The sequence below is a fragment of the Bradyrhizobium sp. AC87j1 genome, from assembly GCF_002936975.1.
Taxonomy (GTDB): Bacteria; Pseudomonadota; Alphaproteobacteria; order Rhizobiales; family Xanthobacteraceae; genus Bradyrhizobium; species Bradyrhizobium shewense.
In genome coordinates, this window is sequence record NZ_PTFE01000009.1 from 48,528 (window position 1) to 61,949 (window position 13,422).

Consider the following 13,422-nt stretch of genomic DNA (forward strand, 5'->3'; position numbering starts at 1 on the left):
AAACATCCCACGGCTCGTTGTTGCTCGATATCTTGAACCCCTTTGGAGTTCGGATGGGCACAGCGCGAAGCCTCTAGCTCTCGCGGCGCTCGATCCGGCCTGCAGGCCCGGATGTTTCACGTGAAACACTGCTGGGCTGAAAGTGAGGTCGCAGGCGAATGGTTCCTCTCTATCCGCGTACAAAGGACCGTTTCAGCGCCGCTAACTCTCGCCCCGTCATTGCGAGGAGCCCCTGCGACGGAGCAATCCAGACTGCTTCTGCGGAGGAATTCTGGATTGCTTCGCTACGCTCGCAATGACGGGTGGCGAGGCCGGTGTTCGTCAAATGCGTCTACCGTGGCGACGCAATCCCAGTTAAGTCGTTGTCTTCGTCGGACTTAGCTACAGCCCGCTGACGAACTCCGTTTCGTCTCACGTGAAACACGAGAACTCAACGCCCGTTCTACTGTGCATGGGGTTGTTTTCGCGAAATCGCTTCGGCCCTGGTCCGTGTTTCACGTCAAACATCCGCCTCACCAGTTTCTTCTTCCGGCTTTCCCGACACTGAGCTAGAAGTCCGCCATGCGAACAGGGCGAGAGAGCTTCGACGTCATCGTGATTGGCGGTGGCCACGCCGGCTGCGAAGCCGCGGCCGCCTCTGCCAGGATGGGTGCTGCGACCGCGCTGGTGACGCATCGTTTCTCCACCATCGGTGCAATGTCCTGCAATCCCGCGATCGGTGGCCTCGGCAAGGGTCATCTGGTTCGCGAAGTTGATGCGCTCGACGGTCTGATGGGTCGCGTCGGCGATGCCGGCGGCATTCAGTTTCGCGTGCTCAATCGCCGCAAAGGTCCCGCCGTCCGTGGTCCTCGGGCCCAGGCCGACCGGAAGCTCTATGCCGCCGCAATGCAGGCCGCGATCCAGGAGACCGAAGGTCTTTCCGTCATCGAGGGCGAGGCTGACGAGCTGATCGTGGCCGATGGCCGCGTCACCGGTCTCCGTCTGGCCGACGGTCAAGAGCTTCGGGCGGGGGCCGTAGTTGTCACCACAGGCACCTTCCTCCGTGGTCTCATTCATCTCGGAGAGAAGAACTGGCCGGCCGGCCGCGTCGATGAGGCGCCCGCCATGGGTCTTTCCGCTTCCTTTGAGCGCGCCGGCTTCACCCTGGGGCGGCTTAAGACCGGCACTCCGCCCCGTCTGGACGGCACCACGATCGACTGGTCTGCGGTCGAGATGCAGCCCGGCGACGAGCCGCCGGAGCCGTTTTCGGTGATGACCGAGCGGATCACGACCCCGCAGATCCAGTGCGGCATCACCCGGACCACATCCGCGACCCATGAGGTGATCCGGGCCAATGTCCATCGCTCGCCGATGTACTCCGGCCAGATCAAGAGCTCTGGTCCCCGCTATTGCCCCTCGATCGAGGACAAGATCGTCCGCTTCGGCGACCGCGACGGTCATCAGATCTTCCTGGAGCCGGAAGGCCTCGACGACAGCACCGTCTATCCCAACGGCATCTCGACCTCGCTCCCAGAGGAGGTCCAGCTCGCGATCCTCGCCAGCATCCCTGGTCTGGAGCGGGTGAAGATGGTTCGCCCGGGCTATGCCATCGAATACGACCACATCGATCCCCGCGAGCTCGATCCGACCCTGCAGACCAAGCGGCTGCGCGGGCTGTTCCTGGCCGGACAGATCAACGGCACCACCGGCTATGAAGAGGCCGCCGGGCAGGGCATCGTGGCCGGCCTGAACGCGGCACTGGCTGCGAGCGGGGCTGCATTGACCGTGTTTGACCGCGCTGACGGCTATCTTGGCGTGATGATCGACGACCTCGTCACCCGCGGGATCAGCGAGCCCTATCGGATGTTCACCTCCAGGGCCGAGTATCGCCTGACCTTGCGGGCGGACAATGCCGATCAGCGTCTGACCGAGAAGGGGATCGCTTTGGGGTGCGTCGGCAGTGCCCGGACTCAGCATCACCGCGCCAAGATGGACGCCCTGAACGCGGCCAGGGCGCTGTCGAAGTCGCTGGCGATCACTCCGAACGAGGCGATCAAGCACGGACTGTCCCTGAACCGGGATGGCCAGCGCCGGTCGGCGTTCTCGCTGATGGCCTATCCGGATATCAGCTGGAGCCAGGTCCGCGCGATCTGGCCGGAGCTGTCCGCCATCGACCCTGCTATCGCCACCCATCTCGAGATCGACGCCAAGTACGATGTCTACCTCGAGCGCCAGAGCGCCGACGTCGAGGCCTTCAGGCGCGACGAGGGGATGGTGCTGTCTGAGGTCGATTACCAGGAGGTGCCCGGGCTCTCCAACGAGGTGAGGGCCAAGCTGGAGAAGGCGCGGCCGTTCACGGTCGGACAGGCGGGCCGGATCGACGGCATGACGCCGGCCGCGCTCGGCATCCTTGCTGCCTATCTCCGCCGCGAGGCCCGCAAGACCTCGAAAGCGATTGCATAGGCGTTTCACGTGAAACAACGCGGGCCGGCAGGCGGTAGATCTTCATCGCAACGACCTGAGGCGGGCGAGGGGGCAGGACGGCGAGCCGCGCCGTCACAGCCCGGACCAAAGATCGACAAGGCCAGTGCCAATGATCAATCACTCGATGCGATCATCGCCGCTGACAAGATCGCGGCGCTGAAGCTCGCGCCCGTTTCACATGAAACGGAAGCCCGGCTTGATCGCTACATCGCACTGCTGCGGGAGTGGCAGGCCAAGACCAATCTGGTCGCGCCGTCGACCTTGCCGCAGCTCTGGACCCGGCACATCGCCGACTCGCTCCAGCTCGTCGATCTCGCGCCCGCCGCAAAGCGCTGGGCCGACCTCGGCAGCGGCGGCGGTTTTCCCGGCGTCGTGCTGGCCTGTGCCATGGCCGGGACCCCGGGCGCCAGCGTCCATCTCGTCGAGCGAATCGCCAAGAAGGCCGCCTTTTTGCGCGAAGCAATTCGCGTCACCGCATCTCCGGGAGTCGTACATCTCGCTGAGATCGGGGATAATGTGGATAGAATCACTGGCCCCGTCGATTGCGTCACCGCGCGTGCGCTGGCTCCGCTACATCAACTCATCGGCTTTGCGGAGCCGCTGATGCGCCAGGGCGCGAAGGCGTTATTTCTTAAGGGTCAAGATGTAGAGGCTGAATTGACCGAAGCCGCTAAATATTGGAATATCGAGCCTCGACTCCACCAAAGCCGCACGGGTGACGGCTGGATCGTGGAGCTCGATGCCGCCGAACGGCGCAGCTGAGGCGCTCAGGGGTTGAGTGGGGAAATTCGATGACCGTGATTGACGAGCCGCAGCAAGAGCAGACCCAAGAACCGCCCAGCGAGGTGCCGCATGGCCATCCGCGCATCCTGGCGCTGGCGAATCAGAAGGGCGGTGTGGGAAAAACAACCACAGCGATCAACCTCGGCACGGCGCTCGCTGCGATCGGCGAGCGTGTTCTGATCGTCGATCTCGATCCGCAGGGCAACGCCTCGACCGGCCTCGGCATCGATCGCCGCAACCGCTCATGCTCGACCTATGACGTGCTGATTGGTGAAGCCCCGCTCCGCGAGGCCGTGGTGTCGACCGCGGTGCCGCGGCTGCACATCGCGCCCTCGACCATGGATCTCTCCGGCCTCGAGCTCGAACTCGGCACCACGCCCGGCCGCGCCTTCAAGCTGCGCGACGCGATCGGCGCGCTCAACAACAACGTCTCGCCGGATGCCGATTACACCTATGTGCTGATCGACTGCCCGCCCTCGCTCAACCTGCTAACGGTGAACGCGATGGCGGCGTCCGATGCGATCCTGGTGCCGCTGCAGTGCGAGTTCTTCGCGCTCGAAGGTCTGTCGCAATTGCTGCAGACGGTGGAGCAGGTGCGCTCGACGCTCAATCCGAACCTGTCGATCCACGGCATCGTGCTGACCATGTTCGACTCGCGCAACAACCTCTCCAACCAGGTCGTCGCCGACGTCCGGCAGTTCATGGGCGAGAAGGTCTACAAGACCATGATCCCGCGCAACGTGCGCATCTCCGAAGCGCCGTCCTACGGCAAGCCGGTGCTGGTCTACGATCTCAAATGCGTCGGCAGCGAAGCGTACCTGCGGCTCGCCACCGAAGTGATTCAGCGCGAGCGTGAGCTGCGCGTCACGCATTAGCGCCGACCCGTAGGATGGGTAGAGCGCAGCGAAACCCATCATCATACGCGCTAACAGCGATGGGTTTCGCTTCGCTCTACCCATCCTACTAGTTTCGAAATTCAGTTCTGGAGTGCTGCACCGTGAATCCAAGGGAGCTGGCGATGGCCGACGAAGCGCGTTCGCGACTGGGCCGGGGTCTTGCAAGTCTGATCGGTGATGTCGGCGGCGAGGCTCAGCATGTCGATCGGCCGCGCGCGCAGCGCAAGGTGCCGATCGAGTTCATCAAGGCCAATCCGCGCAATCCGCGCCGCACCTTTTCGGACGTCGAGCTGAAGGAGCTCAGCGAGTCGATCAGGCAGCACGGCGTGATCCAGCCGATCGTGGTGCGTCCGGTGAAGGGGGCACAGGACCGCTTCGAGATCATCGCCGGCGAACGGCGCTGGCGCGCCTCGCAGATGGCCGGCCTGCACGAGGTGCCGATCGTTCCGGTCGACATCAGCGACAGCGATGCACTGGAGTTCGCGATCGTCGAGAACGTGCAGCGCGAGGACCTCAACCCGATCGAAGAGGCCCAAGGCTATCACGCGCTCGCCAACGAATTCAAACGCAGCCAGGACGACATCGCAAAGGTCGTCGGCAAGAGCCGCAGCCACGTCGCCAACATGATGCGGCTGACGAAGCTGCCGGCCGAGGTGCAGGCCTTCATCGCAACCGGCGAGCTGACAGCCGGCCACGCCCGTGCGCTGATCGGCGTGCCCGATCCGCTCGCGGCCGCCAAGCGCATCGTCGAGGAGGGCCTCAACGTCCGCCAGGCCGAAGCGCTCGCGCATGAAGAGGGCGTGCCGGAGCGCAAGCCGCAAAAGGCCCGCGCGACCGGGGGGAAGGAAAAGGACCCCGATACGATCGATCTGGAGAAGCGCGTCAGCGACGCGCTCGGTCTCAAGGTCACCGTCAATCACCGCGACCCCGGCGGCTCGGTGCAGATCAGCTACAGCAACCTCGATCAGCTCGACGAGGTGATGAAGCGGCTGGCGAAGGGCGCGCTGTAGGCCAAGCCCTCGCTGTCGTCCCCGCGAACGCGGGGACCCATACCGCTACCGCGTGATTTAGCGATCGGACCGGGGCGCAGTACCGGACTGCAAGTCTTCGCCAAACCACTTCCTGTGATCATGGATCCCCGCGTTCGCGGGGATGACAGCGTGGCTCAGCCCCGCCGCTTCGCGTTCGCGGCGATCGCCATCAATGTGCGCTGGGCGATGGCGGCGGCCAGCGTGGATTGCTTGCGGGTGTCGAGAGCCGCGGTCGCGAGCTGCTCGATGATCGCGGCGAGCCGCGCCACGCTGAAATTTCGTAGCGCCGTTTCGACCGCGGGCTTACGTGAGAAATGCAGGCGCGGATAGCCGCCGTCGAGCACGGCGGAGGCAGGCTGGCCGTCGGCGATCGCGAGCGCGGATTTGTGCAGCCACGCAGCCTGACGCTGCGCGGCGGAGATGATCACGCCGGGATAGGTGCCGGCGATCATGGCCTTTGCGAATTCGGCCTCGACGATGTCGGGCCGTCCGGCAAAGGCGCCGTCGACGATCGGGTCGAGCTTCAGCTCGGAGGCGTCGGCGACCACCGCCATCACGTCATCGAGTGTGATCTCGCCCTTGCCGTGGGCGTAGAGCGTCAGCTTGCGCAGCTCGTTGCGCGAGGCCTGGCGGTCGCCGCCGAGGAACGACATCAGCGCCGCGCGGGCATCCTGCGCGATGCGCAAATTTGCGATGCGTAATTCGTCTTCCATCAGCTTGGCGAGGTCGCGCTCGGTGTCGGGATAGCAGCCGATCGCTACCGCGGCCTTGGCCTTCTCGCAGGCTTTTCGCAGCGGCGATTCCGGACGCAGCTCGCCGGCCTCGATTACGACGCGGCAATCCTTCACCGACATCTCCGCCAGCGTATCGATACCGCTGGCAAAGCTGCGCGAGCCGGCGCGAATGCGGATGGCGCGGCGGCCGCCGAACAGCGGCACCGTCATGGCTTCGTCGACGAGGCGCGAGGGCTCGGCGGAAAGCTCGTCGCCGTCGAGCTTGACCAGCGAGAACGGATCGTTGGGATCATCGACGGCGGAGGCGATCAGCGCATCGGCGCGCTCGCGCACCAGGCCGGCATCGGGACCATAGAGCAGGATGATCGGGCGGCCCGCATCGGGGCGGGCGAGGAAGGCGTCGATCTCTTTTCCACGCAGCGCGACCATCGGGCCCAACTGTCATTCCGGGGCGCGCGAAGCGCGAACCCGGAATCTCGATCTATAATCTCTGGATTCCGGGTTCGCCCTGCGGGCGCCCCGGAATGACGGAACTGCACTACGTGCCAGCGGTGAAGAACGAGGCGAGCCGGGTCGTGATGTTCTCGGCGATCTCGTTGGCGGCACGATCCTCCGCGTCGCGGACGGCGCGGGTGCGGGAGAAGCGCTGATAGGACCCGGGCATGTCATAGGACACGCGCGAGAACGTGGTGCCGGTCATCACCGACTTGCCGGTCGCGACCTCGATCAGATTGTACTGGGCGTCGATGCCAAGGTTTTCGCTGGTCGGCAATCCCGTCGTGGCGCTGACGATCAGCGAAGAACGGCTGGAGGTGAAGCGGATGTCCAGCCGATGGGTCGGCGGCATTCCCGTCGCAGTGCCGTAGAGCTTGAAGGCGAGAGCATTGCGGACTTCGACACCGACACGGGCCTCGCGCGAGGCATTGGGCTTGGCGATCGGCGGGAGCTCGACCCCCATCAGCTTCTCGCGCAAGCCGGGGGTGCCGTCGCCACGCTCGGCATACATCGGCTGGAAGCAACCAGCCGTCAGCGCCGCCAATGCCGCGACCGCCAGCAAGCGGGCTGCGATGCGGATCCTAGCCGACAACATTTACGATCCTCTTGGGGACGATGATCACCTTGCGGACGGGCTTGCCGTCCAGGGCCAGTTTTACCGCATCGAGAGCCAAAACGGCAGCCTCGATTTCCGGATTCTGGGCCGCTGTTGCAACTGTGATGTCACCCCGCTTCTTGCCGTTGACTTGGACCACGAGGGTCACGCTGTCTTCAACCAGCAAATCGCGTTCGATTTGCGGCCAATTGGCCTCGGAAACCAGCCCGCTCTGGCCCAGAGCCTGCCAGCATTCTTCGGCAAGGTGCGGCATCATCGGGGAGAACAGCTGGACCAGGATCTGGCCGGCTTCGCGGATCGCCCAAGCCAAATCTGGAGCCAAATCAGGGGCGGGCTGGCCGGCTCGCTGCAGGATCTCCGAGAAGGTATTGGCGAATTCGCGGATATGGGCCAGGCAGACGTTGAAGTGCAGCCGCTCGATCCCAGTGGTGACCTTGTCGAGCGCGCCATGGGCGGCCTTGCGCAAGGCAGTCGCGTCCGTGCCGAAGCTGGCCGGCCGGGCCGCCGGCGCGGCTTTGCCGAGTTCGATGGAATCGTTCACTAGCCGCCACAGCCGCTGGACGAAACGCGAGGCACCCTGGACGCGCTCGTCGCTCCAGATCACGTCGCGGTCGGGCGGGGAATCCGACAGCATGAACCAGCGGGCGACATCGGCGCCGTAGGTCTCGATGATGTCGTCGGGATCGACCGTGTTCTTCTTCGATTTCGACATCTTCTCGATCGGGCCGATCTGGATGTCTTCGCCCGTCGTCAATAGCGTTGCGCGGCGCCCATTGCCGCCGACCTCGACCTTGACCTCGGCCGGCTGCACATAGGTGCCGTCGGCCTTCTGGTAGGTCTCGTGCACCACCATGCCTTGCGTGAACATGCCGGCGAACGGCTCGTCCAGCGCGATGTGCCCGGTCGCCTTCATCGCGCGGGTGAAGAAGCGGCTGTAGAGCAGATGCAGGATCGCGTGCTCGACGCCGCCGATATATTGGTCGACCGGCAGCATCCGGTTGGCGACGGCAGGCGTCGTCGGAGCGGTCTCGTTCCAGGGATCGGTGAAGCGCGCGAAGTACCAGGACGAATCCACGAAGGTGTCCATGGTGTCGGTTTCGCGCTGAGCCTTGGCCCCGCATTTGGGGCAGGTGACATGCTTCCAGGTCGGGTGATGGTCGAGCGCGTTGCCCGGCTTGTCGAAGGTGGCATCGTCAGGCAGCGTCACCGGCAAATCGGCATCCGGTACCGGCACCACGTCGCATTTCGGGCAATGGATGACGGGAATCGGGCAGCCCCAATAGCGCTGGCGCGAAATGCCCCAGTCGCGCAGGCGGAAATTCACCTGGCGCTCGCCGACCGGCGCGTTGCCGCGCAGCTCGCTTTCCAGACGTTTTGCGACCTCGTCCTTGGCCTGCTCGATGGTCATGCCGTCGAGGAAGCGCGAATTGATCATGCGGCCGTCGCCGTCATAGGCGGTGTCGGTGATGACGAACGACTTCGGATCCTGGCCCTCGGGGCACACCACCGGCGTATTGCCGAGGTTGTACTTGTTGACGAAGTCGAGGTCGCGCTGGTCATGCGCCGGGCAGCCGAAGATCGCGCCGGTGCCGTATTCCATCAGCACGAAATTCGCGACATAGACCGGCAGCTTCCAGGACGGATCGAACGGGTGCACCGCGCGGATGCCGGTGTCAAAGCCCTGCTTCTCCGCGGTGTCGATGATCGACTGCGCAGTGCCGATCTTCTTGATGTCGGCAATGAACTCCGCAAGCTCGGGGTTCTTCGCGGCGGCTGCCTGCGCCAGCGGATGATCTGCCGAGATCGCCATGAATTTGGCGCCGAACAGCGTGTCCGGGCGCGTCGTGAAAATCTTCAGCTCGCTCTCGCCGGCGGGCGTCGTCGCCTGATCCAGCGCGAAGCGAACCAGCAGCCCTTCCGAGCGGCCGATCCAGTTGCGCTGCATCAGCCGCACCTTGTCAGGCCAGCGATCGAGCCCATCGAGCGCGGACAGCAGCTCCTGCGAGTACTTCGTGATCTTGAAGACCCATTGGCTCATTTCCCGTTGTTCGACAACGGCGCCGGAACGCCAGCCGCGGCCGTCGATCACCTGCTCGTTGGCGAGCACGGTCATGTCGACCGGATCCCAGTTGAGCTTGCGCTTCTCACGCTCGGCGAGGCCGGCGCCGAGCATGTCCAGGAACATCTTCTGCTGATGCTTGTAGTAGCTGGGGTCGCAGGTCGCGAATTCGCGTGACCAGTCCAGCGACAGCCCGATCGAGCGGAGCTGCTTCTTCATCGCGGCGATGTTGTCGTAGGTCCAGGCTTTCGGCGCGACCTTGCGCTCGATCGCGGCATTCTCGGCCGGCAGGCCGAAAGCGTCCCAGCCCATTGGATGCAGCACGTTGAACCCCTTGGCGCGCATGAAGCGGGCCAGCACGTCGCCGAGCGTATAATTCCGGACATGGCCGATATGGATGCGCCCGGACGGGTAGGGGAACATCTCGAGCACATAGTATTTCGGCCGCGAATCGTCGTTCTTGGAGACGAAGATCGCCTGTTCGTCCCAGAGGCGTTGCCAGCGCGGTTCGGCGTCGCGGGCGTTATAGCGTTCGGAGGTCATGGAATCGTTGCGGTTTTCGTGGGTTCGGCCGTCTCAAGACGGCGGACTAGGCCATAGAAGTCCTTAGGGGGTCAATGGGTTGCCGCAGTTTGGAACTTTGCCGACGCCTCCGCATAACTACGAAGGTCGGCGTTGGGGTGTGATTAAGGGGTCAATGCCAATTTGCGGCCCGACGAGACCGCATGAGTGCGATGGATTCCAGCTTCGACGAGCCCGATTACGACTATGCCGCGTCCATTGCCGGACGGGCGATGCGGAGCATGGCCGAACAGCGGATTGCGCCGACCCCGGCCAATTTTGCCGTCTGGTTCCTGTATTTCGGGGACGGCCATGAGGATCTGCGCAACGCGATTGATCTTCTGATCGACCACAATCGTCCGTTCGACGCCCGAACCAATCAGGACCTGTTCAAGACCTATGTCGCGCCCCAGGTGAGTGCCGCTGTGGTCGACACGTCCGAGCGGCTGCAGGCGCTCATGGGGGCCGCGAAGGAATTTCTGGCGACCGCGATCGCCGACAATCATTCACAGATGCAGGTCATCAGCGAGGTGGCGGACCAGGGCAAGGCCGGCGTCGATCCGAAGGCGCTGGTTGCCCAGCTCATGAACGAGCTGGCGCGGGCCGCCACCCGGGCGACACGGCTGGAAGCAGGCTTTGCGGAAAAGACCCGCGAGCTCGACGTGATCCGCGATTCGCTATCGAGGTCCGAGGAGCGCGCCCGGACCGACACGCTGACGGGACTCGCAAACCGGCGGGCGCTCGACGAATTCCTGCGCAAGGCACAGGCGACCGCCGCGTGGGGCGAGCCGCTCAGCGTGCTGATGCTCGACATCGACCACTTCAAGACTTTCAACGACAATTTCGGCCACGGTGTCGGCGACCAGGTGCTGCGCCTGATGGCGAAGGTGCTGCGTGAAAAGGTTCGCGAGCAGGATCTGCCGGCCCGCTATGGCGGCGAGGAGCTGATCGCGGTGCTGCCGGATGCCGATCTCGCCACCTGTGCCGAGATCGCCGAGCGCATCAGGCACGCGCTCGCCGAGTGCACGATCACCCGCCGCTCCACCGGCGAGGTTCTGCCCAGCATCAGTGTGTCGATCGGCGTGGCGCAGTACCGGGCCGGCGAAGCGATCACCGATCTCATCGAGCGCTGCGATCGCGCGCTCTATCTCGCCAAGGGCAGCGGCCGCAATCGCGTGGTGACGGAGACCGAGCTCGATCGCGTGGGGACTGCGGGATAGCCTGTTGCGGGGCGTGGAGACGACGACGTTGGTCTTGACTGACGATCAGCCCGCCATCATCATTTCGGTGGCGCCGGTCTCGATTGCCTGCACGCCGTGCTCGACGACATTGTTGCGGCCGCGGTGTTTTGCGGCGTAGAGCGCGGCGTCGGCGGCTTCGATCAGGTCGCCGGGACGCAAGGCCTCGTTCGGCTTCGTCGCGGCAACGCCGATCGAGACGGTGACGATCATGTGGGCTGAGGTGATGTGCGGCAGGCACAGCTTCAGCACGGCCGCGCGGGCCAGCTCGCCGATTTCCACGGCGCGGTTCACATCGGTGTTCGGCAGCAGCAGGCAGAACTCCTCGCCGCCATAGCGTGCCGCAAAGCCCATCGTGTCGGCGGCGATGCCGGACAGCGACTCGCCGAGCCTCGTCAGGCAGGAATCGCCTTCGAGATGGCCATAGGTGTCGTTGAACAGCTTGAAATGGTCGACGTCGATCATCAGCAGCGCGAGGTCGCTGCCATATTGCTGCGCGCGCATCCACTCGAAGTCGAGCCGGCTCTGGAAGCCGCGACGGTTGGCGAGCCCTGACAGCATGTCGATCGAGGCCATCACCGTCAGCCGGTCGTTGCTCGCGATCAGCTCGCGCTCGCGCTGGCTCAGCTGTGCCGCCATCGCGTTGAACGCGCGGGCGAGCGGCACGAACTCGGCCGGCAGGCGATTGCGCGCCGCGCGGGCCGACAGATCGCCCTCGCCGAGACGCTTGGCCATGTCGACGAGCATCTCGATCGGCTTGATGACGAGCTTTTCGGCGGCGATCAGCGCGCCGAGCAGGACGAACACCACGACGAAAGCGAGCTGGAGATAGGCGGTGCGGATGTCGCGGTTGACCGCTGCGGACACCTTGTCTTCGTCGATGCTGGCGATCAGGCGGGCGTTGGTGCCGGAGATGCGGATGTAGCTGACCGCGCGGCGCGAGCCGTCGGCGGCGAGGAAAGACAGTGAGCCTTCATCCTGGTCGGAACGCAGCGCCCTGTCGGCGATCGCCGACATCAGCGGCATGTTGTCGAGCGGACGGCCGACTGCGCTGTGCTGATCGGCCGGAGCGGCCAGCACGGTGCCTGCGCTGTCGACCAGCACGGCGGTGATGCCGGCGCGGCCGCCCAGATTGCTCATGACCTTCGACATCCAGTCGAGATTGACCGTGGCGAGGACGACGGCATCGGATACGCCGCTGAAGGCCGATACGGGATAAGCCGCCATCACCGTCGGTGCTGCTATCGGCCGCGACAGGATGAAATCGCTCAGCACGAAGCGGCCGCTCGTTTGGGCCTGCTGAAAGTAGGGCCGGTCGCTCAGGTCGAGGCCGACATACATGTTGTTCGTCGCGCACTGGATGCGCCCGTCTGCGCCCGCGATCAAAAGTGTGCGGATCCAGGGCAGGTTCGACGGCAGGCTCGCGCGCAGCACGTCGCAGCTCTTGCTGACGCCGCCGGCGGAGGCGCGAATGAAGGCCTCCGATTTCAGGATGGTCTCGACCGACGAGATCACCTCACGCTGCGCATCGGCGCTGTGTCGCGCGACGGTGGTGAATTCAACCGTGGCCTGCGCGATCTGCCGGGTGCGGGTGTCTTCGAGCGAACGGATGCGCTCGAGCATCAAGGGCGCCACCAGAATCACCGCGAGCAATGCAAGCCGCGCCCGGATTCCGAGAACCTGCTTGAGTTTCGCTCGTTTGCGGTTGAGACTGATTCTTGCCATCTTCGCTACCCACCCCGTCGGCCAAGGTAAAGCGAAGGGTTCAAAAACTCTTTCTTGAACTCGGTAAAATTGGACTTACCTCGGTCAGGATCACAGCCAAGCGACGTCATGACAGAAGCCAACGCCGCGCCGGTAACCGGCCATTCACCAAACGCGCTCGCCGCGGTCGAAGCCGAAATCGCCCGTGCCTGCAAGGATGCGCGACGCGATCGCGCCTCCGTGACGCTGATCGCGGTGTCCAAGACTTTCGCCGCGGATGCAATTACCCCGGTTATCGACGCCGGACAGCGCGTATTCGGCGAGAATCGGGTGCAGGAGGCCAAAGGCAAGTGGCCTGCGTTAACGTCTGTTTACTCGGGCATCGCGCTGCATCTGATCGGACCGCTGCAATCCAACAAGGCCAAAGAGGCGGTCGCGCTGTTCGATGCGATCCATTCGGTCGACCGTCCGAGCATTTGCCAGGCGTTAGCCAAGGAAATCGAATCCCAGAACAAGCACCCGCAACTCTTCGTCCAGATCAACACCGGCGAGGAGCCACAGAAGGCCGGCATCGCCCCCGGCGAGGCCGACGCCTTCCTGGCCAGTTGCCGCGACACCTATGGGCTGACGATCTCCGGATTGATGTGCATCCCGCCGGTCGACGAGCCGCCGGCGGCGCATTTCGCGCTGACCGCCAAGATCGCCGCGCGTAATGGATTGACCAATCTCTCGATGGGCATGAGCGCGGATTTCGCCAATGCCATCATGCTGGGTGCCACCCATGTCCGCGTGGGCAGCGCGATCTTTGGGCATAGGTAGTTGTTGTCGTCCCTGCGAACGCA

At 64.4% G+C, this 13,422-nt stretch carries 10 protein-coding genes; 6 read left to right on the top strand and 4 right to left on the bottom strand.

Translation table 11 applies throughout. From position 1 onward, the window contains the following. The first annotated feature begins 561 nt into the window (after positions 1 to 561). The 4 genes from mnmG (at position 562) to CV770_RS07915 (ending at position 5,152) form a co-directional block, all read left to right on the top strand. Positions 562 to 2,442 (top strand): tRNA uridine-5-carboxymethylaminomethyl(34) synthesis enzyme MnmG, encoded by a 1,881-nt coding sequence (gene mnmG, locus CV770_RS07900; RefSeq protein WP_104461921.1) that lies wholly within the window; start codon positions 562 to 564, stop codon positions 2,440 to 2,442. 150 nt (positions 2,443 to 2,592) lie between these two features. Further along, entirely contained in the window at positions 2,593 to 3,225 is a 633-nt protein-coding gene (gene rsmG / locus CV770_RS07905) for a 16S rRNA (guanine(527)-N(7))-methyltransferase RsmG (protein ID WP_201759755.1), read from the top strand. Positions 3,226 to 3,254: 29 nt separating this feature from the next. After that, the gene (locus CV770_RS07910; protein ID WP_104461923.1) at positions 3,255 to 4,121 is read left to right on the top strand and encodes a ParA family protein; all 867 of its coding nucleotides are present in this window, start codon (positions 3,255 to 3,257) and stop codon (positions 4,119 to 4,121) included. 143 nt (positions 4,122 to 4,264) lie between these two features. Beyond that, the gene (locus CV770_RS07915) at positions 4,265 to 5,152 is read left to right on the top strand and encodes a ParB/RepB/Spo0J family partition protein (RefSeq protein ID WP_201759745.1); all 888 of its coding nucleotides are present in this window, start codon (positions 4,265 to 4,267) and stop codon (positions 5,150 to 5,152) included. Positions 5,153 to 5,307: 155 nt separating this feature from the next. Here the strand turns inward: CV770_RS07915 and holA are convergent, their stop codons facing one another. The 3 genes from holA to leuS all read right to left on the bottom strand — a co-directional run bounded on the left by holA (position 5,308) and on the right by leuS (position 9,620). Continuing rightward, complete coding sequence (gene holA, locus CV770_RS07920; RefSeq protein ID WP_104461925.1) at positions 5,308 to 6,336, bottom strand: DNA polymerase III subunit delta; 1,029 nt, start codon at positions 6,334 to 6,336, stop codon at positions 5,308 to 5,310. Between the two features lie 109 nt (positions 6,337 to 6,445). Then, positions 6,446 to 6,997 carry an LPS assembly lipoprotein LptE gene (lptE, locus tag CV770_RS07925; RefSeq protein WP_018323549.1) on the bottom strand — a complete coding sequence of 184 codons (552 nt, stop codon included), beginning with the start codon at positions 6,995 to 6,997 and terminating at the stop codon, positions 6,446 to 6,448. Next, entirely contained in the window at positions 6,984 to 9,620 is a 2,637-nt protein-coding gene (leuS, locus tag CV770_RS07930) for a leucine--tRNA ligase (protein WP_104461926.1), read from the bottom strand. Before leuS ends, lptE begins: the two co-directional genes overlap by 14 nt. A 191-nt stretch (positions 9,621 to 9,811) precedes the next feature. On the opposite strand from leuS, the gene CV770_RS07935 reads away from it, so the two are divergent. After that, positions 9,812 to 10,858, top strand: coding sequence for a GGDEF domain-containing protein (locus tag CV770_RS07935; RefSeq protein WP_201759756.1), 1,047 nt, complete (start codon positions 9,812 to 9,814; stop codon positions 10,856 to 10,858). Between the two features lie 45 nt (positions 10,859 to 10,903). On the opposite strand, the gene CV770_RS07940 is transcribed toward CV770_RS07935, so the two are convergent. Beyond that, positions 10,904 to 12,601, bottom strand: coding sequence for a diguanylate cyclase domain-containing protein (locus CV770_RS07940; protein ID WP_091965368.1), 1,698 nt, complete (start codon positions 12,599 to 12,601; stop codon positions 10,904 to 10,906). Positions 12,602 to 12,709: 108 nt separating this feature from the next. Here CV770_RS07940 and CV770_RS07945 point away from each other — a divergent pair, with 108 nt between their 5' ends. After that, positions 12,710 to 13,399, top strand: coding sequence for a YggS family pyridoxal phosphate-dependent enzyme (locus CV770_RS07945; protein ID WP_028139366.1), 690 nt, complete (start codon positions 12,710 to 12,712; stop codon positions 13,397 to 13,399). Positions 13,400 to 13,422 lie beyond the last annotated feature (23 nt).